Annotated in this window: 30 protein-coding genes; 21 read left to right on the top strand and 9 right to left on the bottom strand. The window is 31.4% G+C overall.

The genetic code is table 11. From position 1 onward, the window contains the following. Window positions 1-2 precede the first annotated feature (2 nt). The 4 genes from ACM595_RS05275 (at window position 3) to ACM595_RS05260 (ending at window position 3,861) form a co-directional block, all read left to right on the top strand. A complete protein-coding gene (locus tag ACM595_RS05275) occupies window positions 3-227 on the top strand; it encodes a sulfurtransferase TusA family protein (protein WP_002482777.1) in 225 nt (74 codons plus the stop codon). Between the two features lie 145 nt (window positions 228-372). Then, window positions 373-1,326, top strand: coding sequence for a LacI family DNA-binding transcriptional regulator (locus ACM595_RS05270; RefSeq protein ID WP_206260871.1), 954 nt, complete (start codon window positions 373-375; stop codon window positions 1,324-1,326). Window positions 1,327-1,411: 85 nt separating this feature from the next. Beyond that, a complete protein-coding gene (locus ACM595_RS05265; protein WP_011302726.1) occupies window positions 1,412-2,896 on the top strand; it encodes a sucrose-6-phosphate hydrolase in 1,485 nt (494 codons plus the stop codon). Continuing rightward, window positions 2,893-3,861 (top strand): carbohydrate kinase family protein, encoded by a 969-nt coding sequence (locus ACM595_RS05260; RefSeq protein WP_206260867.1) that lies wholly within the window; start codon window positions 2,893-2,895, stop codon window positions 3,859-3,861. The genes ACM595_RS05265 and ACM595_RS05260 overlap by 4 nt, the downstream gene beginning before the upstream one ends. A 76-nt stretch (window positions 3,862-3,937) precedes the next feature. Here the strand turns inward: ACM595_RS05260 and agrA are convergent, their stop codons facing one another. The 6 genes from agrA to ACM595_RS05230 all read right to left on the bottom strand — a co-directional run bounded on the left by agrA (window position 3,938) and on the right by ACM595_RS05230 (window position 9,066). Continuing rightward, window positions 3,938-4,654: a quorum-sensing response regulator AgrA gene (gene agrA / locus ACM595_RS05255; RefSeq protein WP_002482781.1), complete on the bottom strand. Its 717-nt coding sequence runs from the start codon at window positions 4,652-4,654 to the stop codon at window positions 3,938-3,940. Window positions 4,655-4,666: 12 nt separating this feature from the next. Then, on the bottom strand, window positions 4,667-5,962 hold the full coding sequence (gene agrC / locus ACM595_RS05250) for a quorum-sensing sensor histidine kinase AgrC (RefSeq protein ID WP_115347306.1): 1,296 nt from the start codon (window positions 5,960-5,962) through the stop codon (window positions 4,667-4,669). Between the two features lie 25 nt (window positions 5,963-5,987). Beyond that, window positions 5,988-6,149 carry a cyclic lactone autoinducer peptide AgrD gene (agrD, locus tag ACM595_RS05245; protein ID WP_002482783.1) on the bottom strand — a complete coding sequence of 54 codons (162 nt, stop codon included), beginning with the start codon at window positions 6,147-6,149 and terminating at the stop codon, window positions 5,988-5,990. A gap of 2 nt (window positions 6,150-6,151) precedes the next feature. Continuing rightward, on the bottom strand, window positions 6,152-6,721 hold the full coding sequence (locus ACM595_RS05240; RefSeq protein WP_075340051.1) for an accessory gene regulator AgrB: 570 nt from the start codon (window positions 6,719-6,721) through the stop codon (window positions 6,152-6,154). A gap of 759 nt (window positions 6,722-7,480) precedes the next feature. Further along, window positions 7,481-8,266 (bottom strand): carbon-nitrogen family hydrolase, encoded by a 786-nt coding sequence (locus ACM595_RS05235; protein ID WP_011302730.1) that lies wholly within the window; start codon window positions 8,264-8,266, stop codon window positions 7,481-7,483. 170 nt (window positions 8,267-8,436) lie between these two features. Continuing rightward, window positions 8,437-9,066, bottom strand: coding sequence for a nitroreductase family protein (locus ACM595_RS05230; RefSeq protein ID WP_069821659.1), 630 nt, complete (start codon window positions 9,064-9,066; stop codon window positions 8,437-8,439). Window positions 9,067-9,285: 219 nt separating this feature from the next. Here ACM595_RS05230 and ACM595_RS05225 point away from each other — a divergent pair, with 219 nt between their 5' ends. Beyond that, window positions 9,286-11,058: an SdrH family protein gene (locus tag ACM595_RS05225; protein WP_419744469.1), complete on the top strand. Its 1,773-nt coding sequence runs from the start codon at window positions 9,286-9,288 to the stop codon at window positions 11,056-11,058. A 56-nt stretch (window positions 11,059-11,114) separates the two neighbouring features. On the opposite strand, the gene mroQ is transcribed toward ACM595_RS05225, so the two are convergent. Further along, window positions 11,115-11,867 carry an intramembrane glutamic endopeptidase MroQ gene (gene mroQ, locus ACM595_RS05220; protein ID WP_041079918.1) on the bottom strand — a complete coding sequence of 251 codons (753 nt, stop codon included), beginning with the start codon at window positions 11,865-11,867 and terminating at the stop codon, window positions 11,115-11,117. 177 nt (window positions 11,868-12,044) lie between these two features. Between mroQ and groES the strand changes: the two genes are divergently transcribed. Further along, complete coding sequence (groES, locus tag ACM595_RS05215; RefSeq protein WP_002482789.1) at window positions 12,045-12,332, top strand: co-chaperone GroES; 288 nt, start codon at window positions 12,045-12,047, stop codon at window positions 12,330-12,332. Window positions 12,333-12,394: 62 nt separating this feature from the next. Beyond that, complete coding sequence (groL, locus tag ACM595_RS05210) at window positions 12,395-14,017, top strand: chaperonin GroEL (RefSeq protein ID WP_002482790.1); 1,623 nt, start codon at window positions 12,395-12,397, stop codon at window positions 14,015-14,017. Window positions 14,018-14,084: 67 nt separating this feature from the next. Here the strand turns inward: groL and ACM595_RS05205 are convergent, their stop codons facing one another. Beyond that, a complete protein-coding gene (locus ACM595_RS05205) occupies window positions 14,085-15,254 on the bottom strand; it encodes a tyrosine-type recombinase/integrase (RefSeq protein WP_419744468.1) in 1,170 nt (389 codons plus the stop codon). Next, on the bottom strand, window positions 15,255-15,953 hold the full coding sequence (locus ACM595_RS05200; protein WP_419744467.1) for a helix-turn-helix domain-containing protein: 699 nt from the start codon (window positions 15,951-15,953) through the stop codon (window positions 15,255-15,257). Between the two features lie 196 nt (window positions 15,954-16,149). On the opposite strand from ACM595_RS05200, the gene ACM595_RS05195 reads away from it, so the two are divergent. The 14 genes from ACM595_RS05195 to ACM595_RS05130 all read left to right on the top strand — a co-directional run bounded on the left by ACM595_RS05195 (window position 16,150) and on the right by ACM595_RS05130 (window position 25,766). Then, complete coding sequence (locus ACM595_RS05195) at window positions 16,150-16,368, top strand: helix-turn-helix transcriptional regulator (protein ID WP_419744466.1); 219 nt, start codon at window positions 16,150-16,152, stop codon at window positions 16,366-16,368. A 3-nt stretch (window positions 16,369-16,371) separates the two neighbouring features. Further along, window positions 16,372-16,683: a helix-turn-helix domain-containing protein gene (locus ACM595_RS05190; protein WP_119646898.1), complete on the top strand. Its 312-nt coding sequence runs from the start codon at window positions 16,372-16,374 to the stop codon at window positions 16,681-16,683. Further along, window positions 16,680-16,859 (top strand): hypothetical protein, encoded by a 180-nt coding sequence (locus tag ACM595_RS05185; protein WP_419744465.1) that lies wholly within the window; start codon window positions 16,680-16,682, stop codon window positions 16,857-16,859. The genes ACM595_RS05190 and ACM595_RS05185 overlap by 4 nt, the downstream gene beginning before the upstream one ends. A gap of 2 nt (window positions 16,860-16,861) precedes the next feature. Continuing rightward, the gene (locus ACM595_RS05180) at window positions 16,862-17,179 is read left to right on the top strand and encodes a hypothetical protein (RefSeq protein WP_419744464.1); all 318 of its coding nucleotides are present in this window, start codon (window positions 16,862-16,864) and stop codon (window positions 17,177-17,179) included. 87 nt (window positions 17,180-17,266) lie between these two features. Then, a complete protein-coding gene (locus ACM595_RS05175; protein ID WP_419744463.1) occupies window positions 17,267-19,609 on the top strand; it encodes a phage/plasmid primase, P4 family in 2,343 nt (780 codons plus the stop codon). Window positions 19,610-20,012: 403 nt separating this feature from the next. Beyond that, a complete protein-coding gene (locus ACM595_RS05170; protein WP_080983400.1) occupies window positions 20,013-20,426 on the top strand; it encodes a hypothetical protein in 414 nt (137 codons plus the stop codon). A gap of 89 nt (window positions 20,427-20,515) precedes the next feature. Further along, complete coding sequence (locus tag ACM595_RS05165) at window positions 20,516-20,716, top strand: hypothetical protein (RefSeq protein WP_232160529.1); 201 nt, start codon at window positions 20,516-20,518, stop codon at window positions 20,714-20,716. Between the two features lie 12 nt (window positions 20,717-20,728). Then, window positions 20,729-21,346 carry a hypothetical protein gene (locus ACM595_RS05160; RefSeq protein ID WP_206380023.1) on the top strand — a complete coding sequence of 206 codons (618 nt, stop codon included), beginning with the start codon at window positions 20,729-20,731 and terminating at the stop codon, window positions 21,344-21,346. 11 nt (window positions 21,347-21,357) lie between these two features. After that, the gene (locus ACM595_RS05155) at window positions 21,358-21,831 is read left to right on the top strand and encodes a hypothetical protein (RefSeq protein ID WP_048787047.1); all 474 of its coding nucleotides are present in this window, start codon (window positions 21,358-21,360) and stop codon (window positions 21,829-21,831) included. A gap of 1,173 nt (window positions 21,832-23,004) precedes the next feature. Further along, a complete protein-coding gene (locus ACM595_RS05150) occupies window positions 23,005-23,517 on the top strand; it encodes a phage terminase small subunit P27 family (RefSeq protein ID WP_251469475.1) in 513 nt (170 codons plus the stop codon). Window positions 23,518-23,554: 37 nt separating this feature from the next. Next, window positions 23,555-24,091 carry a hypothetical protein gene (locus ACM595_RS05145; RefSeq protein ID WP_064783230.1) on the top strand — a complete coding sequence of 179 codons (537 nt, stop codon included), beginning with the start codon at window positions 23,555-23,557 and terminating at the stop codon, window positions 24,089-24,091. Window positions 24,092-24,135: 44 nt separating this feature from the next. Next, a complete protein-coding gene (locus ACM595_RS05140; RefSeq protein ID WP_069820004.1) occupies window positions 24,136-24,414 on the top strand; it encodes a hypothetical protein in 279 nt (92 codons plus the stop codon). Further along, complete coding sequence (locus ACM595_RS05135) at window positions 24,411-24,749, top strand: sigma-70 family RNA polymerase sigma factor (protein WP_419744462.1); 339 nt, start codon at window positions 24,411-24,413, stop codon at window positions 24,747-24,749. The genes ACM595_RS05140 and ACM595_RS05135 overlap by 4 nt, the downstream gene beginning before the upstream one ends. Window positions 24,750-25,037: 288 nt before the next feature. Then, the gene (locus ACM595_RS05130; protein ID WP_419744461.1) at window positions 25,038-25,766 is read left to right on the top strand and encodes a DUF3800 domain-containing protein; all 729 of its coding nucleotides are present in this window, start codon (window positions 25,038-25,040) and stop codon (window positions 25,764-25,766) included. Window positions 25,767-25,816: the final 50 nt, after the last annotated feature.

Below are 25,816 nucleotides of genomic sequence, written 5' to 3'. Positions count from 1 at the left end.
ATATGGTACATGAATTAGGTACAGTTGGAATGGTTTGTCCATTTCCGTTAATAGAAGCACAAAAGAAAATGAATACATTAGACAATGGTGAAGAATTAAAAATTGACTTCGATTGTACACAAGCAACAGAAGCATTACCTAACTGGGCAGCAGAGCAAGGTTACCCCGTAACGAATTACGAACAATTAGACGATGCTTCATGGACGATTACAATTCAAAAAGCTTAAATATACATTAAACCAATTTGTTTAATCTAAGGTAGTATACCTTGATTGAAGCAAATTGGTTTTTAATTTAAATAGTATTTAAAGCGATTCCATTATGATAGAATTGATATTGTTCATAATAGTGAAGTAATGAGAGTGAGAAACTATGAAAAATATTGATGATATAGCAAAACTAGCCGGTGTCTCTAAAAGTACAGTTTCTAGATATTTAAATGATGGCTCGGTAAGTATGAAAACAAAAGAAAAATTAGATAAAATCATACAAGAACATGATTATCAGCCGAATCAATTCGCACAAAGCTTAAGAGCACATCGTACAAATATGATAGGCGCTATCATACCAAGAATGAATTCGTTTGCAGTTGATGAAACGATTAAAGGTGTTAAAACGATATGCGATAAACAAAATTATAGGCTATTGCTTAATTACACCAATTTGAATTCAGATTTAGAACTAGATGCACTAGAGACTTTTTACAGAAGTAAAGTGGACGGGATTATCTTTATGGCCACAGATATTACAGATAAACATTTAGAAGTGATTCATAAAATCAATGTACCTGTGATCATTGTTGGTCAAACTCATGAACAATTACATTGTATTGTTCACGATGATTATCAAGCTGGTTATCTTGTTGGAGATACACTGGGAAAACAGAGCTATAAGGATATTCAATTCTTTGGTGTTACGGAGACAGATACGGCTGTAGGTATCTATAGAAAGCAAGGATTTATCGATGGACTTAAAGTTCATGGTATTGAGCCCAGTATTTCGATAACATCTTTTAACTATCAAGAAGCCAAACCAGACGTAGCTAGCGTATTACAAAAATATCCACATTTTGATGCCATCGTAGGGGCGACTGATTCGATAGCTTTAGCTGTTCATAAATATAATTCGGAACATCATATGTCTAAATATATCGTTGGTTTTGGTGGAGATCCAGTTACAAAAATTGTTTCGCCATCTATACATACGGTGAGATATGCTTTTGATTATGCAGGAGAAGTTGCTATGGAAAAATTAAATCAATTAATACAACATAAAGACGTAGAAAAACAAATCACTATTGAAATTGACCATTCGTTTAAAAATTAAACGAAACATGATATTATAAATATGAATAAATGGAACCGGTACCAAAAATGACAATGAATTACTTGAAACTAGGAGGAAGCTCGAAATGGTAGAGTGGACAAAGGAAGCACGTTATCAAAAATATGAAGACGCAGATCAACAATATTTAGCTGAATTAACAGAACGTGTTAATCAATCTAAATACAGACAAACTTTTCATATACAACCTAAATCAGGTTTACTTAATGATCCAAATGGATTGATATATTTTAATGGTAATTATTATATATCACATCAGTGGTTCCCATTAGGACCAGTGCATGGACTAAAATATTGGTATACATATACGAGTAAAGATCTTATTCATTTTAATGCAGTAGGACCAACACTCAAACCAGATACAAACGACGATAGTCATGGTGTATATAGTGGTAGTGCATTTGAATATAACCAGCATTTATATTATATGTATACTGCGAATCATCGCGATGAAGATTGGCATCGAATTTCTACCCAACAGATAGCAAAAATGACAAAGAATGGAGAAATAAAAAAATTTCCAAAGCCTGTCATTTCAGCACCACCTTTTGGTTACACGCAACACTTTAGAGACCCGAAAGTTTATGAAAAAGATGGTACATATTATGCTGTAATTGCTGCACAAAATATTGACAAGCAAGGTCGTATTTTACAATATCGATCCTCAGATATTGTTAATTGGGAATTCCAAGGTGAAATACAAACAAATTTAGATGATTTTGGTTTTATGTGGGAATGTCCAGATTATTTCAATTTAAATGGATATGATATGTTATTATTCTGTCCACAAGGTATTGACGCTGAAGGGGATCAGTTTAGAAATATTTATCAATCAGGCTACATCATGGGACAATATGATATGAATCAATTAACTATGAATCATGGTGATTTTCATGAGTTAGATCATGGATTTGATTTTTATGCGCCACAAACATTTTTAGATGAACAAGGACAGCGTATACTCATTGGTTGGATGGGCTTACCAGAAATTAATTATCCAACTGATGAAGACGGATGGGCACATTGTTTAACTATTCCACGTGTACTTACAGTAGAGGAAGGTAATTTAAAACAACGTCCGATTAAAGCACTAGAAAAGTTACGTTCAAATGAAGAAACTGCTTTGGGATATGCTAATAAATTTACGAAACAGTTACATCCATATGAAGGTAAACAGTTTGAATTAATTATTGATATTTTGGAAAATGAAGCAACAGAAGTATACTTTGAAGTGAGAACGAGTAAAACGGAGACGTCGCTAATTACGTATAATACTAAAGAACAAAAATTAACATTTGATAGAAGTGAAAGTGGACCATTGCCTAATCCTGTAGAAGGTACGTCTCGTAGTACTTATTTAGATACACCTTTATCGCAGTTACAGTTATATGTAGATACTTCAAGTATTGAAATTTTCTGTAACGATGGAGAACGAGTGATGTCCTCTAGAATATTTTCTGGAGAAGATGCAACTGGCATTAAAACATCAACAGAATCAGGACAAGTATACTTACGATTTACAAAATATGATTTGAAAGGTGATACACAATGAGACGTCTACTCGCAATAGGTGAAGCACTAATTGATTTTATACCTAATACAACAGATTCTAAACTCAAAGATGTAGAAGGATTTTCGAGACAAGTTGGTGGGGCACCTTGTAATGTTGCTTGTACTACGACAAAATTAGGTGGTCAGGCAGAAATGATTACCCAATTAGGAGAAGATGCTTTCGGTGATCTTATCGTAGAAACATTAGAAGATTTGGGTGTCGGTACGCAATATTTGAAACGTTCATCTGAAGCGAATACTGCGCTCGCATTTGTAAGTTTAACTAAAGAGGGAGAAAGGGATTTTTCATTTTATCGTAAGCCTTCAGCAGATATGCTATATAATGAAGAACAAGTGAGTCAAATAGAAGTAACGGAACAAGATATACTACACTTTTGTTCAGTAGACCTCGTAGATAGTCCGATGAAAATGGCCCATAAAGCCCTAATTGAAAAAGTTAGACATGCTAATGGGACAGTTGTATTTGATCCTAATGTGCGTTTACCGTTATGGGATAGTGAAGCGGATTGTAAATCAGCAATTCAAGCATTTGTACCTTTTTCAGATATCATCAAAATTTCCGATGAAGAACTGTCATTTGTGACAGGATATGAAGATGAGAGCCAAGCAATTCAATGGCTATTTCAAGGACATGTCCAAGCGGTTATTTATACCAAAGGTGCAGAAGGTGCTGCAATTTACTTAAAGGATGGAACAACAATTGTTGAGCAAGGCTATAAAGTGAAGGCGATTGATACGACAGGTGCTGGTGATGCATTTATTGGTGCGGTGATTAGTAGATTATTGGATAGTAATGAGCGAGATATAATCCAGTTACTGAAGAGTGAGGGGCATGCTATCCTAGAATTTAGTAATTATGTTGCTGCTATCGTCACGACGCAATACGGTGCAATAGAAAGTATCCCTTCACTAGACAAAGTGAAAGAAGCATTAAATATTAAATAGGAATTGTTGAAGCAATCAAAAAAGAAAGCCAAACCATTTGTCAGTAATGACTATTGGTTTGGCTTTTTTATGTATATTATATTTTTTTGACATTTCTAACAGATGCATAGCAATGTTCATTATTTTTAAAATAGACAACACGTGACTTAGAGTCAATAGAATCTATATTGTGTCTATTGACGACAAAGCTATTATGACATCTGAAAAATCGCTCATCAAGTTGATCTAATTCTTTTAAATTGCCATAAAACTCAATTTGACGATTATCAAGATGTGCAATCAATCGATGCGATTTAGTAGATGATTCAAAGAACATAACATCATCATATTGGACATAAATCGAATTACTTCCACGTTTTAATTCAATTGTTTCAACACTACTTTCTTTTGAAAGAAGCTTCAATCTTGATTCTGAAGTTTCAAGACAGTCAATAATTCTTGATTTTAATTCATCTGGATCATCTTTAAAAATGAAATCCATCGCGGCTACCTTATAGACAAATGTTAGGTAAGTTAACTCACTGTGACTTGTAACAAAGATGATATTACCTACAGGATCATGTTTACGAATCTCACTAGCAAGTTTGATACCATTAATATCAGCTTCAAGCTGAATATCTAAAAAATAACACCCAATATCATTGAGGTTCTTAGAGCGTTCTAAGATGTCATAAGGATCAGCAGTGGCAACTTCGATTTCCATTGGCTTTTCTTCAATCATGATGTAGTTATTAATAATAGAAACCATGTGCTCACGTTGTCTTTCATCATCTTCACAAATGAATATTTTCACAGTTACACATCCTTATGAATCAGAATTTAAAATTTCTACCTTTTGGATAAAGTAGTTATTATCAATGGTTGTATCTAATAAAACATTTGTTGTGGAATCCGTCAATTCCTTCAGAGTAGATAAACCGAGACCACGATTCTTTCCTTTTGTAGAAAAGTTTTCTTGGAAAAGGGTATGAACTTTTGGCATATTTGGTTCGCATTTATTCATAACGATGAACATAACAGAATCATCTTCGTTTTTAATAAACGCGATACGTATCAATGGATCATCTTCAATTTTTTCTGAAGCTTCTATCGCATTATCCAATATAATACCAATAATTCTACTTAAATTAATCGTTGGCATTTCAATTTTTTCAATTGGGTCAGGTACCTCTATACTGATACGGATACTTTTTTCTTGTGCTTGTAATATCTTTGTTGTTAGCAGTCCTTTAATTTCTCGAATATGTAAGTTCTCAAGACCATTGATTTTAATTGCATTCATTTGCATGCTATCTTGCATTGGAAGTATTTCAGATCGAAAATACTTTCTAAGTCCATCCATATCTTCTTCTCTAATAAAATCAGATAAAGTAGATAAGATGTTGACATAGTCATGTCTGAATTTGCGCATCTCATGGTTAATTTTTTCAATTTGTAATGTGTATTTATAATAATTCTCAATTTCTTGCATATTACGTTTGTATTGTATTTGGCGAATAATGCTAAAAGAAATTGTAATGATAAGAATAGCAGTGGTGATAATGACAACTGCATACATAATCGAAATGAATTTTGCATCACCAAAAGACATCTCTCTATTAGGTAAATAAAAGTAAATTAGACCTAAGATAGTTAATAAAAATAGGCTAACTAATGTTAAATATATTTTATTTAACGATAAGTCTGAAACTGATAATTGTTTAATAAAGAATTTTGCTATATAAGCGTAAATTATGGAGAATATAGTGAATGAAATAGCTACAAATAGCATATAAACACTATCAATACCAATTGCATTTACAATCACACTACTTAACCATAAACTTGTAAAGTTAGCCATGTATAAAATGAAAAAACAGATTAATGAAGTAACAACTCCTATAAATTTGTTTTTATAATACATAAGAATTGTACTTGTAAAAAATAAAAATATAACAGATGCAGAAGAAAAAATAAAAAACAAAATGGTTGAAGGGATTATTATTCCAATAATTGAAATAAAATCCCTTTTAGTATAGCGGATGCCGCTAATAAGTTTCATATTGTAAAATATAATAATTGCTTGTAATAATGAGAAAAACAAAGAATAAAAAAATGTCATATTATACACACTTTCTACATAACTATTATTCGTAAAGATCTGTTAATTCTTTTGGAATTTCAGATTCATCAGTATAACCAAAACAAGGATTGATAGTAGATATTGAACCTATAGAAGCAAAGACTTTAGCGAAATAATTTGAAATAGATTTTGAAATAGATTTTGAAATAGATTTTATAACATTCATTATTAATAATCCTCCTTAGGGAAAAATATCGGGAACTGCAAAATAGATATAATCACAATACCTAATAACATTAATTGCTGGTAGGGCTCATTTAAAAAGAGCGAAATTAATAAAAAGATTAATGTTAAACATATTGCTTTAATTTTTTTACCTCTTCTTAGTCGTTCAGGTATAGGTTGCTTTTTAGTAGCAGAAGGTGCATATATACTAATTATGATTAATCCAGCTAGTGCTAAAGTATACATAATTAGAGATGACACTTGTACATACCCGACTATCCAAGGTAGTAAAACAAAATAAATTACACTTTGTATATAACAAAGTAAAGAATTCTTAGCGTGTGCGCCATGCGCAAAGTGTCTAATTAAAAAAAATGTTAAATGAACAGTTAGTGTGTATAAAAACATATGGCAAAGGAGTGAAACACCATAAATAACAATTGTTTTAAAGAAATTATTTACGACAACTTGCATACCTAAACGCATCTTTAAATATTCAATACGGTCCAAGTTATTTCGTTGTTGCAGTTGTTTAGCAAAATTGTCTATTTTAGCATCTATAAATTTTACCATGTTGGTTTCTCTCCTTACTCGTATTATACAATTGTAATTAAGTTTTATGCGTCTTATTGCTTAACTGTATATTTTGAATTCCTAACTGTTTGAAAATCTTATCTGACTAATTTTATCATATTTTTAAAAACATTTAGGCACGAATTTTGTCGAGTTAGGGAATTTTTAACTCTAAGTAGAAAAATCATGGTTAAATGTACTTGTATCACAAAGAAGTGATTACATTTTACAAATCATTTAATCAAATTTTGTTTGAAATTTTTGTTTGAATGATGAAGTTGGTTAGACTTTTGAGCAGGGGTCTAATGAACACACTAATCTTTGTAACTGTACTTTCTTCGTATAGTTGTTATAGTTACACAATTAGTACTCGTTTTTTCAATTAATTGGTTACAAACAAGAGGAGGCTGATGTAGTGACAAACCATTTCTCAGCAGTAATTAGTGATTTCGTAAAATAATACTTTCAGGTACACAACGCGCTTAAGCAAATTAAGCAATCCCTAATTTGAATTTGTAGAACATTCCCAGTCTCAATTCAAATATCATTTTAACATTGTCTATAACAGAGACAATTTAAAGTTTTAACATGTAAGCTATCGTAAACATCATTCAATTTATCATTTTAAATCGGTAAATTCACTAAATTTTTTCATAATTAATAACATCCCCAAAAATAGATAGAGAAATAACTGTAAAAACATTCCCTTAATAATAAGTTACAAAAACCGTGAGTCCCTCCCAAGCTCACGGTTTTTTATTATTTATATAAATGTGGTCGTAAATTTTTAAACACTGGAATAGTGTCTCTTTGCTTGTCAACTTCCTCCAAATCAATTTCGCAAGTTATGTGGTCAGGTTTATAACCTAATTGTGACAATATTTCGCCATTAGGATTAATGACGATAGAATTACCTGCGTATTCCGTTTGACCATCATCTCCACATCCATTACATCCAATGACATACATATCATTTTCAATAGCACGTGCTTTTAATAGCGCAATCCAATGATCTAATCTGACTAATGGCCATTGTGCAACATAAAAAGCAATTTGTGCATCTTTACGTGCTGGATAACGTAATAATTCGGGGAAACGTAAATCGTAGCAAATGATTTGTGTGACTCTCGCACCATTCGATAAATTAAATGGCTCAGGCACAGCATTACCTGCATTTAAAAAGCTAGGTTCATTCAACATGGGTACTAAGTGTACTTTATCGTAGTTATTTAAAAGTTTTCCGTATTTTGAAACGGCAAAGGCAGTATTATATACTTCATTACTTTTTGCATTTGAAACAGATCCAGCAATAACATCAACCTGATACTTTATTGCAAGTTTAGAAATAAACTCGTAACTACGAGACAATCGGCTATCAGATAATGCTTGAAGTTGTGGTAGGGCATATCCGTTATTCCACATTTCAGGTAATACAACGACATCTGTTTGTGATGTAACATAGTTAGAAAACCAAGTAGCAATTGTTTCTTCATTTAATTCTGTATTTGCTGGTTCTACTTTAAATTGAAAAATTTCTATATTCATATTCATCGCCCCTTAAAAGCTGTTTGTCCCAATATACTAAAAAAATTCTGATAACTCAAAGTAAGCACTGTTTGAATAATTTATTTGATAAAAAAAACGAGGTTAGACAATATCATCTATGTCCGAACCTCGTTAATTTTATAGAAAACGATGAATCGCAGGTTAATTTATTATTTTCTAACTAAGAAACGATCTTTAACATCTTGGAATGCTTTTTCTCCAGCTTCGTCACGAATGTTACCAAATGGCATTTGTGCAACAAGTTTCCAAGTTTTAGGAATATCGAAAGCCTCTGTAACTGCAACATCTACCAGTGGGTTATAATGTTGTAAAGATGCTCCGATACCTTTTATTCCTAATGCTGTCCAAACAGCAAATTGGTGCATTGCATTTGTTTGAGTTGACCAAACAGCAAAGTTTTCAGCATAGTTTGGCATTTGATTTTGTAATCCTTCAACAACGTCTTGGTCTTCAAAATAAAGAATTGTACCGTGCGAATGTTTGAAGTTATCAACTTTGTCAGCAGTTGCTTGGAATTCACGATCTGGACCCATTGCATTTTTAAGTTCTCTTTTAGTAATGTCCCAAAATTTATCATGATTATCATTTAATAATAAAACGATACGTGTAGATTGTGAGTTAAATGAAGATGGTACATGTTTAATGGCATGTTCAATAATATCCTCAACTTCTTTATCAGATATAGAAATTTCTTTTTCTAAACTGTAAATAGAACGTCTTGTTTCAATTGCATTTTGAAAAGTTTCTAATGTTGAAGCATTTTTTGTAAATAATCCCATGTGAAAAATCTCCTTCAAGTCAATTTATTTTATATACCTAGTATAATTATTATATCTTTATTTGTAAATAGATTTTACATAAAATTTCAAAAGTATTAATATTTTCTTTCAAAAACCAACTTTTAATGAAAAAGTATAGTATTTTCTATATACTGTACATAAATATATTTGTTTTTTAATGGAGGTGATGATGTGAAGCGGTATAATGCTCATAAATTTGTGATATCAAGTTTTGCTATTGCTTTAAGTACGTCTATAGTTGCGCACCCGACACAAGCAATAGAACAGCAAGAAAATGAATTAGATAAAAATGCGCAAAATAATAGTTCATCAGTTATTAAGGATGATAATGATGTATTAACTAAAAATAGTAAAAATACAAATAAAAATGATCAAAGCAGTGATGTAGACCGTTCTAATAATGTGTCACTTCCTAGCAATCAAAAAGTATCTGATAGTCAAACTAGAGCAACTGAACAAACAGATAACACGAGTGAAGTGAATGACGAAGAACGATCAACCGGAGATCCAAATAAACAAAACGAAAAAGAAGATAAACAGTCAGCCGAAGATCTAGATAAACAAAATGGAAAAGAAGATAAACAGTCAGCCGAAGATCCAGATAAACAAAATGGAAAAGAAGATAAACAGTCAGCCGAAGATCCAGATAAACAAAATGGAAAAGAAGATAAACAATCAACAGAAGATCCAGATAAGCAAAATAATCAAGATGGCAGTGATGGAGAAACAGGAGATTCAGAGGATTCCAATAACCAAGGTGGAGGGAGCAAAGAACCGAACCACTCAGGCGGTAGTGGTGGCGGATCAGGTAAGCCAGACAACTCAAATGAAGATGGTGGAGGGAGCAAAGAACCGAACCACTCAGGCGGTAGTGGTGGTGGATCAGGTAAGCCAGACAACTCAAATGAAGATGGCGGAGGAAGCGAAGAACCGAACCACTCAGGCGGTAGTGGTGGCGGATCAGGTAAGCCAGACAACTCAAATGAAGATGGCGGAGGAAGCGAAGAACCGAACCACTCAGGCGGTAGTGGTGGCGGATTAGGTAAGCCAGACAACTCAAATGAAGATGGTGGAGGGAGCGAAGAACCACAACAACCAAATGGCAGTGGTGGTGGATCAGGAAAACCACAAAAACCCAATAACCATGGTGAAGGAAATGGAAAGCCAGAACAGCCAAACAAGGGCAATGGAACTACTGAAAAGCCAGAGAAACCTAATAATTCAGGTGGCAACGCTTATACACCAAGTAATTCAAATAAATCTAGTAATGAGACTGGCAACGCATCGAGCACAGAAACAAATAATCGTGACAGTGTAAATAGAACACATCGCTCAAGTACGCAAAATGATTCAAATAGTCAATCAAATAATGGGGAAAATAGCTCGAATTCGAATAATATAGATCAGCCGTCTATGAATCAAACAACAGAAAATAACCAAAATAGGGAATCGAATGAACACCAATTAATGAATCGATTTAATCAAATGACAACCGGTTCTTTTAAATACAATCCATTTGTATTAAATCAAGTTAAACAATTAGGTAGTAATAAAGAACAAGTTTCTGATAGTGAAATTTCCGCAGTTTTAAAAAAACAAAATTTTGCGGATAATGCATTTTTAAATGAATTACAAAAAGATACAAATTATTTTAAATTCCAATATTTTAATCCATTGAAATCAAGAGATTATTATAAAAATTTAGATAAACAAGTATTGGCTTTGATTACTGGTGATATTGGTTCTATGCCAGATTTGAAAAAACCAGAGAATAAAAATACTACAGGTAAATATGAATATCATACAAGTAGTGATGAAGAAATGACACATACGAAAGATAAAGAAGCCAGTGATACGATTCAAATGAAATTTGAAAGAACTTTATTTGCTTTAATCACAGCAATGCTTATTATTTTTGTTGGTGTGGTTATTGGCTACTTTGTTAGACGCAAGAATGACAAATTAAAATAAAAACAATAAAAGGGAAGTACGTACTAAATGAATCATACGTACTTCCCTTTATATATTTACATTATTAAAAATAAAAGATTAAATATGAATGATGTTGATTCTTGTAGCTCTTTTATTTTTTCTGGTCCAATAAGTACTTGTATGATGACAACAAATCCATTTTGCATCATGTGCACTAAGATAGGGACCCAAATTCGTTTGGTATATACGTATAATGCAGCAAAAATGAAGCCCATACCAAAATAAATTATAAAAAATGATGGATCTGCGTGTGCTGCACTAAATATGATGGAACTTACAATGGCAGCAATTAAAAATTTTATCGTTTTATTTGCATTAATTAAATTGTAAATTTCACCAAAAATAACTTTTCTAAAAACAAACTCTTCAAGTATTGGTCCTACAATTGAAATTAATATGATAAATAGGGGTATTTCTTGTGCAACTTTCATCAGTCGCTCAGTATTTGGACTTGATTGAGGTGCACCAAATACGTACATATTAATCATGCCTGCAAGTATCTGATAAATCATAACAACGAAATAACCAACAATTGCCCAAACAATAACGTAACGTTTCTTTTCTTTTGCTTGTTGCTCTAATCGGGTAGGATTAGAAATAAAGTTATTGATTATAATTATTAAAATAGCAGCTATTATAAATAAACCAACTTGTGTGTATATGTTAGCAAAGACAAGTTCCTTGCTACTTAGATTGTTAAATAGGCCAGCCATATGTAATAAAATAACACCAAATTGTGCTAAACCATAAATAACTAATGTCAATATGGATACCCATAAACGAGACATAATGAACCTCCAAAAATTAAATGATACTTTATTTTATCGCAAAATCATCGTTTGTACAAAATTAAGAGGATAATGGTTTTAACTTGAAAAGTTGACTAAATTTGATTATTATAGAAAGTACATTAGCACTCATTAACTTAAAGTGCTAACATTTAAACTTTTGAGGAGGAACGAAAAATGTTAAAGCCATTAGGTAACCGAGTAATTATTCAAAAATCAGAACAAGAGCAAACAACTAAAAGTGGTATCGTATTAACTGATAGCGCTAAAGAGAAATCCAACGAAGGTACGATAATTGCAGTAGGTGCAGGACGTATTTTAAAAGATGGTTCTCGTGTTGCTCCTGAAGTAAACGAAGGCGACAAAGTAGTATTCCAACAATATGCTGGAACTGAAGTTAAACGAGGAGACGAAACATATTTAATCGTTAATGAAGAAGATATTTTAGCAATAATTGAATCTTAATATAAAAAAATTTTAAAAATAAACAATAATTATCATAGAAACAACATGGAGGTATATAAAATATGGCGAAAGATTTAAAATTCTCTGAAGATGCACGTCAATCAATGCTAAGAGGTGTAGATAAATTAGCAAATGCCGTTAAAGTTACAATCGGTCCTAAGGGGCGTAATGTTGTATTAGATAAAGAATATACATCACCACTCATCACTAATGATGGTGTTACAATTGCTAAAGAAATTGAATTAGAAGATCCTTATGAAAATATGGGTGCGAAACTAGTTCAAGAAGTAGCAAATAAAACAAATGAAATTGCTGGTGACGGTACGACAACAGCAACAGTGCTAGCACAAGCTATGATTCAAGAAGGTTTGAAAAACGTAACAAGTGGTGCAAATCCTGTTGGTTTAAGACAAGGTATTGATAAAGCTGTAGAAGTAGCAATTGAGGCATTACATGAAATTTCACAAAATGTAGATAATAAAAATGAAATTGCACAAGTTGGTTCTATTTCAGCTGCAGATGAAGAAATTGGTAAATACATTTCTGAAGCAATGGAAAAAGTAGGTAACGATGGTGTCATCACTATTGAAGAGTCTAGTGGTTTTAATACAGAATTAGAAGTAGTAGAAGGTATGCAATTTGACCGAGGTTATCAATCACCATATATGGTGACTGACTCAGATAAAATGGTCGCTGATCTTGAAAGACCATATATTTTAATTACTGATAAAAAGATTTCATCATTCCAAGACATCTTACCGTTATTAGAACAAGTCGTACAATCAAATCGTCCTATCTTAATTGTTGCTGATGACGTTGAAGGCGATGCATTAACTAATATCGTGCTTAACCGTATGCGTGGCACATTTACTGCTGTTGCAGTGAAAGCACCAGGATTTGGCGATCGTCGTAAAGCAATGTTAGAAGATTTAGCTATCTTAACAGGTGCACAAGTAATTACGGATGACTTAGGTTTAGAATTAAAAGAAGCGACTATGGATATGTTAGGTACTGCAAATAAAGCTGAAATTACGAAAGACAACACAACAGTTGTTGACGGTGATGGAGATCAAAACAGTATCGATGCACGTGTGAGCCAAATTAAAGCTCAAATTGAAGAAACTGATTCTGAATTTGACAAAGAAAAATTACAAGAGCGCTTAGCTAAATTAGCTGGTGGCGTTGCAGTAATTAAAGTTGGTGCAGCAAGTGAAACAGAATTAAAAGAACGTAAATTACGTATTGAAGATGCATTAAACTCTACTAGAGCTGCAGTTGAAGAAGGTATTGTAGCTGGTGGTGGTACTGCATTTATGAATATTTATGAAAAAGTAGCTAAAATTGAAGCAGAAGGCGACATTGCTACTGGTATTAATATTGTCTTAAAAGCTTTAGAAGCACCAGTTCGTCAAATTGCTGAAAATGCTGGACTAGAAGGTTCAATTATTGTTGAACGACTAAAGAATGCTGATATAGGTATTGGTTTTAATGCTGCGACAAATGAATGGGTGAATATGTTAGAAGCAGGTATCGTAGATCCAACGAAAGTGACACGTTCATCACTTCAACATGCTGCAAGTGTGGCAGCTATGTTCCTTACTACAGAAGCAGTTGTTGCTAATATTCCAGAAGAAAGTAACAATGATGCACAAGCAGGTATGGGTGGCATGCCAGGTATGATGTAAAAAGACCATAGAACATTGATATGACAGTATATCGTTCGTCCGATGGTCATAATTTGGTCATAGAAATTTAAAATAATTGTTTTGAGACGTTTTCCATGAGATTACTAAATCTTTGGGAAGCGTCTTTTTTGTATGATTTTGTAATGCTTGCGTAAATATTCATAGTTGTTTGTATATCTTTATGGCGTAGTCGTTCCTGTATCTCTTTAATATGCACACCAGCTTCTATTAAAAGGCTGCAATGAGTGTATCTGAACGAGTGCGTCGTGATATTCTTATCAATTTCAGTCTGTGGCATAATTGCCTGAATCCACTGTGACAGCTTCTTAATGACAAGTGGGTAGCCGTTATTGTCTGTGAATATAAAATTATTATCCACGTACAACTCATTTTTCCATTTGTCTTGCACATTCACTTTATAATCTAACAACAATTTTATAACGTTAGGATCTATTGAAATTTTACCGATAGATGATTCAGTTTTCGGTGTGAGTATCTGATAATTTTTCTTATTGTTATTCGGATTATAATATGTTTTGGTTATACTTACAGTACATTCTTCATAGTCGATATCAGACCATTTAAGCGCCAGTAATTCACCAGCACGTAATCCGAGATATGCAAGACTTACGAACACTTCAAAGCTATTCAGTGGCTTATGGTGGTTCTTAGCAACACTTAGAAACTCAAATAATTCATCTTTTTCAAGAAATTTTTGTTGTAAGCTATTCTGTTCCAAATCCTCAACAGTCGGCTTAAATTTAGCCCTCTTAATTCCCTCAATAGGCGACTTAGCAATTATCTTCATATCCAACGCATACTTAAATATAAGATTGGTTGAGCTTACAATACTATCAACATAATTTTTACTAAATTGAGTACTTATATCGTCCACAAACGCTTGGTAGTCACGCTTAGTTATAGTCTGTATACTTCTATTACCAAATTGTTGTTTAGCGTGATATATGGCTTTTTCTCTTGCTCTAACACTACTCACTTTTGCATTTCGACTATAATGATTAATCCATTCATCAGCTACATAATTAAATGTATGAGTAGACGGTGCAATATACTCGCCATTTCTTATTTGTCTTTCTACCATTTCAGCATGATTCTTAGCATCAGACTTGCGAGCAAAACCTGACTTAGATATATATTCATATTTACCAGTATTAGGATTTTTACCTAGTGATATACGATAACGCCATTTGTTGCCACGTTTTTCATAGTTTGCCATTTAATCACCGTCACTATTAGTATTCGAGTGTTTTATATCGTTTATTTTTTTAAACATTTTCTCTTTTTCTTCTTTTTCAAATGGAATACTATCAACTAAAGATTTTAATTCTTCTACTAAATCACCGAACGTATTCTCATTTGGATTATTGCGTTTCATTCCTTGTATTCCAATTTCATAATGCTTAATTTTAAAATTTGTATCAAGATTTGCTTCTGTTAATTTTTCTTTAATAACATTTTCTAAATCAATAGAATTATTATAAGTTTTCACAAAGTTATGTTTAAATCCTTTAGATTCCAACGCATTCAATTCATCTTCGTATATTAAACTGTTGAAAAAGAATTTTCCGGAATTTTTAAGTGTATTACTTGTTTTTGTAACACCAAGGTTTGTATCAAATTCAAGTTCTATTCCATCAATATCGTAAATTAAAGAAACTGCAACACTAGAGTTTTCTTCATTAACTTCAAAATCAGTTGTCATTGGTACATCTTCTAACAAAATATTTTTTAATTTCACATCAACTGGTGAGTATACTAATAACTCACTCATATCTATATCGAAATACTTACATAATTGATTGATCGTTTCATATCTTATGCTCTGGTTATCATTTCTAATCAATGATAATAATGTAGGTCTGGTTATTCCAGTGGCGTTTGCAATTTCACTTTGAGTTTTATCGTTTTCTTCCATTAATTTGTTTAAAGTACATATAATCATTTTCTCACCTCTCACATCATTATGAATGATTTATTTACAAAAATCCACAAATATTGAAAAAAACTTGCACTTATTTTGTTTATATGGTTTAATTGTATTTGTAAAGCAATCATTCGAAAATATAAATTTTTGAACGATTTAAATTCATTTAGATTGGGGGTATAAAACTATGAGTATCTACATTAAAAATCATTATTTAAAAAAAGTTATGTTTTTAAGAGGTTATAACTTATCGCAATTAGCAATTGAAACTGAAGTAAGCCTTTCATACATGAGTTTGATAATTAATGGTAAAAGAAATCCTAGTGCAAAATTAGCCAAAAAGATTTCGGATGTATTAGATGTAGAGATACAAGAACTATTCGAATTTGAACAAAAGGAGGCATAACCAATGTTTAATATCGGCATTGATGAAGATGAAGCACGTGAGATGCTGCAACAAGCAATTGACGAGCGTATCGAAGAATTAGCAAAAGAAAAATACTTTATGACCTATAAGGAACTAGCAGATTATCTTAATTTGTCTAAACCGACTATTGATGATTTGTTAATTAAAAATGGAATGCGTTATTACAGAGTAGGTTCAACTTATCGTTTTAAAAAGTCAGATGTAGATGATTTTATGGAAATGATAACTAATCAAATGGACATTACTAATAATGATTTGAAAGCATTAAAAATTAAGCGAGGTATAGAACAATGAAATCACAAGTATTAATCAAACGTACCATCGTTAAATGGTACAACATATATCGCAATGGCGAATTTATTGCGAACATATCGCCTGATTTAATGGCAAATCTATTGCCCGATGCAAATTTGAAAGCAGAATTAATTTGTGCAGAGTTAGATATTAAATTATTAAAGGGGAATTATTAAAAATGAATTTAGGTAAACAAATTATAGAAATATTAGAATATACAGATTTAGGAAATAAAATTCAATCTTGTATAGATTATGTAGGTACAGAAATAGAAGAAATAGAACGAACTAGAGAATGGGCAATCAAAAATAATGAATTTAGGTTAGAACAAGAAATAAATAGTGCGTGGAAATCACATTATGTTGCGTTATCAATTTTAAAAAGCATAAGAGAAGATAACGAACGTATGAATGATGAAATCGAAATGCTAGTTAAAAGAGAGCAAGAAAAAAGCGCTACTGATGAATGTTTGGCGACAGAATCAGATAACGCTTAACAGAAATATTTAAGAAACTTTATATATTTTTAATTATAGCAAATACAACGGAAAGTATCTACAAATTTAGAGAAAAGGGGGCTTTATGTGGCTATAACAACATTAGATAAAATTATAGAAGTAAACGAAGAAGAAATACCAGAAGAATTGAAACAACTTGATAAATGGGTACTGTGGAGTGCTGAATGGATAGAAAAACAACAAGTATATAGCAAAGTCCCATATAGCACAGAAGGTTATAAAGCAAGTTCTACAAATGTTAGTACATGGCTTGAATTTCAAGATGTCGTTTCACTTTGTGATAGTGATGAACAATATAATGGCATTGGCTTTGTATTAAGTGATGATGATAATTACATTTGTTTGGATATAGATGATGCAGTCAATCATGACACTGGTCAATTAAAAACTGATCTAGCAATAGAAATGACTGAATTAACTTATTGTGAATTATCACCGAGTGGAACAGGCTTACATTGTTTCTTCAAAGGTACATTACCAGATGAACGCAAAAAGAAACGTACTGACTTAGATATTGAATTGTATGACACAGGGCGCTTTATGACTGTTACAGGTCACACCATCGGGCAAAGTGAAATTTGTGATGACCAAGAAACTATTAATAATATTGTTGAAAGGTATTTTAAAGCAGAACCTAAAAAACAAAATTTAACAATTACTAAAACTGGAAGCAGTATTTTTACAGATAATGAAATCGTTAAAATGATTACTAAGAAAAGTAAATATAAAAAATTACTTGCTGGAGATTACGAAGATATTTTTGAAAGTCCTAGTGAAGCAGTACAAAGTCTATTAAGAGTATTAGCTTTTTATACTGGTAGAGATAAGTTACAAATGGAACGAATATTTTTAGCCTACAATAATCTTACTGACAAATGGGACGAAAAGCGTGGCAATTCAACGTGGGGAAATAACGAATTGGATACAGCTATTGTAAACCAAGAAACAATATACGAGCCTAATTCGAGAGGTACAGGGCAATCGCTTAGATACACAATATCATTGATTCGAAACGAAGAGTTAGCATTTATGAAAGCAGAGTTTGAGAAGGCAAAAGAAAATGGCGAAGCATCAGGTAGACCACCACAAACGATTAGCTCAAACAGATGCGCCGTATTACTTAATGATGTAATAAAATTCGTGATATTCGATTTAGAAGAAAATACAAAACTTGCAATGTATCAAAGTGATAAAGGTATTTACACACAAAATACTGCGATTATTAAACGTATTATTTCTTGGTTAGAGCCTAGACACAATGAGAAGAAAGCACAAGAAGTTATATATCATTTAACTAATATGGTAGACGTTGTAGACAAAACAAACGAACCTCATTTAATTCCAGTTAATAATGGTGTGTTTAACAGAAAAACGATGGAATTAGAATCTTTTACACCAAACTATGTGTTTACTACTAAGATTTCAACTAATTATATTGAGAATCCTAAACCACCTGTGATAAACGGCTGGAGTTTTGATAACTGGCTAGATGAAGTTGCTTGTGGTGATAGAGAAGTATTCACATTGTTATGGCAAGTTATAAATGATTCATTAAACGGAAACTATACACGTAAAAAAGCGATATTTCTTGTTGGTGATGGAAACAATGCTAAAGGTAGCTACCAAACGCTGCTTACTAACTTAATCGGTTTTGATAATGTAGCAAGTCTTAAAGTTAATGAATTTGACCAAGAGTTTAAATTAGGCGTACTGGAAGGTAAAACACTTGTGATTGGTGATGATGTGCCTGTAGGTGTGAATATTGAAGATAGCTCAAATTTCAACAGTGTTATAACAGGTGATCCAGTGCTTGTAAATATAAAGAATAAACAACCATATCGCACTGTTTTCAGAACTACTGTGATTCAGTCAACTAATGGCATGCCTAGATTTAAAAATAAAACAGGTGGAACAAACAGACGACTTTTAATAGTGCCATTTAACGCAGATTTTAACGGCACAAAAGAAAATCCAGATATTAAAGAAAAATATCTTACTGATAAAAAGGTACTAGAATATGTACTTCACAAAGCTATAAATTTAAATTTTAACAAGTTTATTGTTCCTAGAGTGTCAGCTGAATTATTAGAAGAATATGTTCAAGATAATGACCCAGTATATGATTTTAAAGTAACAGAGTTTGATAAATGGAATGTTGATAAAGTACCTAAAACAGTTGTTTATTACAGATATAAAGTTTTCTGTGAACGTAGTGGTTATAAACCTCTTTCTGAAAGGAAATTCTGCAAAAGTTTTGAACGATATCTTGGTAAAAATTGGAAAGTAGATAAACCTAGATATTATTCAGTGAATGACTTACAAGCAAAAGTAGGACATTTTGACCCTACACTTTTACCACACGGGGAACAAAAGCAATCGTATATAAATACTAATTTGAAAGTAGTGTGAATGAAAGTGTGAATGAAAAGATGTATAAATAGAAATTTCATTCACACCTATTAAATGTTGATATTACGGCGTTTATAGTACATTCAATCACATTTATATGAACTACTGTGAACGAAATATTATTGTTCATTACCACCTCTTAAGTGTTGGTACGACAAGGTTTGTAGACAAAAGTGTGAATGGAATTTCAATTTTTAAGAAGTTAATATATAAAATAACTAAAAAGTAGGACATTAATATACAAGAAGTTTTTTCTCTATTTTCATTCTTTCATTACCAGTAAGCTACTAAACCCGTTGTGGCAGTAAGAAAAATCAGTGGTAACGAACTGGTAATGGTGGGAATGAAATGGCGTTTTTGGTAACGAAACAAATAAACAACGGACAAAAAGGAGAATGAGAAAATGAGATACCTATACAATAGTGGCAACAGATATGGAACAGTAGTAACTAATAATAATGTACATCGTGTGATTACAGAATATCCTCGTGAAGTATTTTACTTTAACGATGAAGAACTATATCAATATATGTCATATAACGATTTAGGATTTAACGCAATTGATTTTAACGATATGACAATGCTGGAACTCGAAACACTATTAATGTGGTGTAAACAATTAGAGCCTATAAAATCAGTTAATGAAAACTATTCCAGTTACAACTTAAAGCATATGTTTGAACGTGAGCCTTATGGCTTTTATATATCTAACGGAAACATGAAAGAAGTCATGGCACTTGCAGGATTTAAGCCTAAAAATGCTGATGATCTAAATTGGTTTTATCCAATAAGTGAACGTAGTATCAAGCAACTTTAATAGTATATTCATTTAATTCTATGTAATTCTAAATTAATTAAAGATATTAGAGATTTTCTATATCTATAATATTTAAAGGGGATTTGCACATGTGGTATAGAGACGTGGTTAATCAAATTGTTGCAAGACTACCAACTAATATAAGTAATGTATCAGATAGTTATTTAGATACAGTAATCAAGCGTTATGTAACTAAACAAGATGATATTGATCAAATTAAACAAAGTATCAAAGATTTGAAAAGTAGCAAGAAAATTAAAACATACAAAGATTTTATAACTAAAAAATAAGGAGTTTTTTTAATGGCTAAAGTAAATGAAAAATCAATCGAAGTATTCAATAAGGTAATTGAACCAAAGGTAGAAAATAAAAAACATGTGGCACTGGAAAAGATTAAAGTGACTGACAAGCTTAAAGAGTTCGATTATAAAATGTCTCACTATCGTGCTGAAAACGATTATACAATGATTGCATCACTTAAAAAGGAACAAGGAAAGCTAGAAAATGAAATTGTAGCATTACATGAACAAAGTGAAGATGAGAATCACAAATTGTTAGATGAAGATATTAAATCATTTAACGATGCATATGATAAGGAAGTAAATGAATTACGTAATACGAATGATAAATTGATTCAAGAGTTCAATGAAAAATTAAATGGTGCATATGAAGTATATGAAAAGATTGCAGCTAACAAAGTGGAAGCTATGCGTAGAGCAACAAGACGCAATTATTTGAACACAGCAATAAGCAATCCAGACCAATGGAGATTAAGTTTACAACGTAATACAAGTTTAGTTGATGATCCATTTAGAACGAATACTGACCCAACTACATTAGCCAATAGTTTTAAGGAAAAGTTATTTAACATTAACGGTCGTGCAGATTCAGAATTTAACAACGGAAATAAAAAATGGTAGGGGGAATTTAAATGAGTTACACAGTTTTAAGTCCATTAGAACAAGATTACGCATTAGGGTTTGATGAAAAGAAAAATACTATTATTTTAAAACCACTATATTCAAATACGAAAGTTGGAATAGCTACGTCCGATGGTGTTGCAAATTCTAGTATTAATTATAAGAATGGTTCACTTACAAGAAGGGTGTTCAAAAACTTTAAAGACACTGACGGTATAAACATAGTATTGAATAACAGTAAAAACTCATTCGTTGCTAATAGTAAAGATAAGGGCGTGCTTACTGTTATTAATGAAGAATATATTGGCTTTGGTATTCAGGTAGATAAGGTTGAAGATAAAGGCGAAGGATTACAAGAATTAGTAGATATAGCCAAGAATAAGAAATCTGTATCAGTACAAAGCTATGCAAGTAAAATAGGGATGGATAATACAACGATAGGGAACATTGATAAGATAGAATTAATATCTGTTAATACAAAATAAATTACTTATAAAATAGTATTGTTATAATATTATTTATGTAGTATAATGTAAGTAGGTAGAAATCTACCATTGAATGCTTTATAAATCATTCAGTTAATTCTTCTGGTAACAATTTATTAATAGCTTGTTCTTGTAAATTGCACGTTTCCTTATACGCCATCATCACTTGTCCTGCTCTTGTACTTGTGGTGGTGGCTATTTTAATATCAAGAGTTTGTGCATACTTATATATTCAATAGATCATTCATTCTTCATATATAACTTATGATTGATGTGTGATTAATATATTGATATTGAACATTGTTAAAGCAAGAGAAAGATTATAAATTGTTGTGATATTAATAATAGAAGTATTCAAGTTAGAGAATATTATAAGTTATAAGTTGTATTGAATGATGAATAACATATTGATTCAATGATGATAAAGAATAAGTAATTACATCAACAATGATATTGAGATAAGTAAATGTATTTCAACTAAATGATTAGATCATATTAAATCCTTTTACAATATCAATAGAAGATTGATTAAGTAAATAACTTTGATGAACATATTTAAAAGATAAATGATTTGTTCTTTTATTTGAAATTAAATTTAAAATAAATTATAAAAGTAAAAATAAAAAAAATAATAAAAAATTATAAATAAACATTCAACATGAACATGAATACAAGAAGTATCTTCATACTAATTCATAGGTTGAATGCTTAATAGTGTTAATAGCTTTATAGCAAATAGTTTGCTAATACAAAGGTTATAAATTATTCAATAAGTATGATGTATTTAGAAGTTGAAAGAATCATATAATGTATTTATTTGCGTATCTAAATAGAATCATAATAAATAGCAAGTTACATGATGAATAAGACGATGAAACACTTGGAAATCATACTTCATACAAGCCATTTAAAGATTGTTTCAGAGCATGTAACAACAGTGTGATAAAGGCGTTATAAATAATAAATGCACGTTATATTAGTACGGATGTTACCAATTGAATAGGAGTAATTAAAAAGGGAGGCATCCTATAGGCGCCCACTATATTTTTAATTTTTTTAAATCGATTGACTCTTAATCTTGACCGATTGTTGAAAATAAAAGTCGAAAATGTGTAAAGTTCAGAAGCTTTACGTAGGTTAAATACTAAAAATTATATGAAAAGGGGAAATAAAATGGCTCAAAGAAAGTTACTGTCACATCAAAAGTCTAGACTAACTACAGAAGCACAGGAAACAAAGCAAGCTACAGAAGAAGCATTGAAACAACTTACTAAATTACAACCAGAACCACCTGAATGGTTAGATGATACAGCTACAAAGGAATGGCATAGAATATTCCCGTTACTAGAAGAATTACCAATAGCAAGTTTAGATTTAGCCCTTGTTTCTGCATATTGCACAGCGTATTCAGACTATATCAATGCAACTATAAGAATGAAGAATGAAAGTGCAATTATAGAAACAGAACGTGGCACAAAGCTTAATCAGAATCATGCTATTAAAAGGGATTCACTATCACAATTAAATAGTATTGCGCCTAAGTTAGGGCTAACTGTTGAATCAAGATTAAAAATCATGGAACCTAAAGCACCAAAACCACAAGACGATGCATTGGCTGAAATGCTTGCTAGTAAAGGTAGGAATAAAACGGTGTATGACATATTCGGTGTGGATGATGACGACTAATAAATTTGTTTCATTATAAGTGTCTAGGAGGGCTACTATGATATTAAAACGTTGTAAATCAGTTTTGTGGTATAAAGAAGAAATGAAAATTACTGAATATGAGTTGCTAACTAATTACAATCCACAATTCATTAATAGTAAGATTCGAGCAATACAGGAACAAATCAATGCAATGTATCATCTTAATACATCCCATACAGTGTGTGATGAAATCGCTGGTGTTATTACAGTTTCATATCCATTAGATAAATTAGTTATATGGATAACTGATCAAAAAGATGAATTGAATCGTTTTAAAATTAATAGTACCAAGAAACTCAATTTATTGAAGAAACTTATCAGTAACTATACACCTAAGGAACAAAAAGAAGTGATGAGATATTTCAAATCTAATGGGAGTAACAAGCCTTATAAGACAATTGATAAGTTACAGGAAGATTTATATAAGATACATCACAATAAACGTATAGAACGCAATGAACAGCGTGAAAAAGAGAATGAAGTTATATATCAAAACTTTGTAGTAGAAGTGAAAGAAAGCTTAAATAAAGAGCGTGAGGAGTTGGTTGTGTGATTAGAGGATTAGATAAAGTAGATTATCCAATATTAGAAAAATACATGCGCAATTATCATAGTATGGTTGATACTTATAAGAATAAACCTAGTGATGTGAACGAATTAAAGTATATGAACCTAGAATCAATTGTAAAGGGGATTACAGAAGTATATAACGATAGTGAAGTTAAAGTGCAACAGATTATTAAACTCACATGGTGGAAAGATAAGAAGTATACAGATGAAGTGATAGCAAGTGTTATAGGTATCACAGAATACACTTTAAGACATGCTAGAGAGGTTATATTAAAGCGTGTAGCAAAGGCAGTAGAATATGTATGAGGTATGACAAAGCAACTGTAAAAGAGTTCATATTAAACTACCACAAGATACAAGATAATAGCTATACATGTGATGAAGATGTTGGGATTGATGACTTTTTTAATGTTAACAATCAAGTAGAAACTCATGAGATAGATAATAGCAACATTGAAGATGTGATATTCTATAATGAACTAGAAGCTGTTATTGAAAGAGTAGCGACTGAAAAAGAACATAATTTGTTTTTATTAATTTGTAATGGTGTGAGTTTTGAAAAGGCTGGAAATATATTTGGTGTTAAAGAGGCAAGAGCTAAGCAAATGTTGAATAGATTGTTGGATAAGTTGGAACAATAAATTAAAAGGGTAGGCACTTATGTGCTTGCCCTATTTTTTTATGGTATAATATATATAAAGTAGTTGTAAGTAAATACTTATTTAAACCTACGCCACCCACACATGTCACTGGGTGGTTATTTTTTATGTTTGTATGATATAGTTTCGTTAGTTTCTTAGACAGAGAAACTTCCTTATTGTGTATAGGCAGTCGTTAATTCGGCTGTCTTTTTTTTATGTTCGCCTATACGTTCGCTATTCATAATAGATTATAATAAAAATATTATATTCTAAAAGGAAGTAGAAAATATGGGAGAAAAATTTTTATACATAGACGATTCGGGTCAATTAAGTAACAATGGAAGACATGAATATTTTTTGTATGGGTGTCTTTTTGCAGAAAATAAAAGTACAGTCGAAGAGATTAATAATAAAATTAATTCTTTTTGTCGAAGTAGACATATTAAGGGAGAAATAAAAGGTAATTGCTTAAAAATCAGGGAGAGAAAAAAGTTACTGACTATTTTATCCGAAATAAATGGTGCACATCAATTTTTTGTTATAGTGAAAAATGAAGAATTGAAACGAATGGACTTTGATAATCCGCAAAGAGTTAAATTTTACAAACAATTCACAATCAGAAGAGTAATAGAAGAAATTTTTAGAAAAGGTTACATAGGGAAAAAGGATTTAGTAAATATAAAAATTGATAACGAAGCATTTAATAGTAATAAAGGGTTACAAAATTTTATTGAATATTTAAACAAATATTGGTCAAAACCAGGGACGTTTATGTCTCAACATATGTATTGGGATTTTATACCTTCCATACAAAGCAAATTTACTATAAAATATTTAGATTCTAAACATGATAGATTAATACAGGTGGCTGACTTGATTGCTAATACTAAATATAGACGGTTTAGAGGTAATGAAAAATGTGGTTCAGAGTTCTTAAAAGAAGAATCTTGCTTAAAACTTCCTGATAATTGCTATTTTCACAGTCCTAAAAGTCCTTTTTATGTTGAAATAGGATGACCACTAATGTTATAATATATTTAACAGCATTACGCCTGTTTTAGCAATGA

The organism is Staphylococcus sp. LKG3-1 (genome assembly GCF_048568385.1).
Taxonomy (GTDB): domain Bacteria; phylum Bacillota; class Bacilli; order Staphylococcales; family Staphylococcaceae; genus Staphylococcus; species Staphylococcus saprophyticus.
Note: the sequence above shows the minus strand (reverse complement) of the source record. Positions and strands in the feature narration are given on the sequence as shown.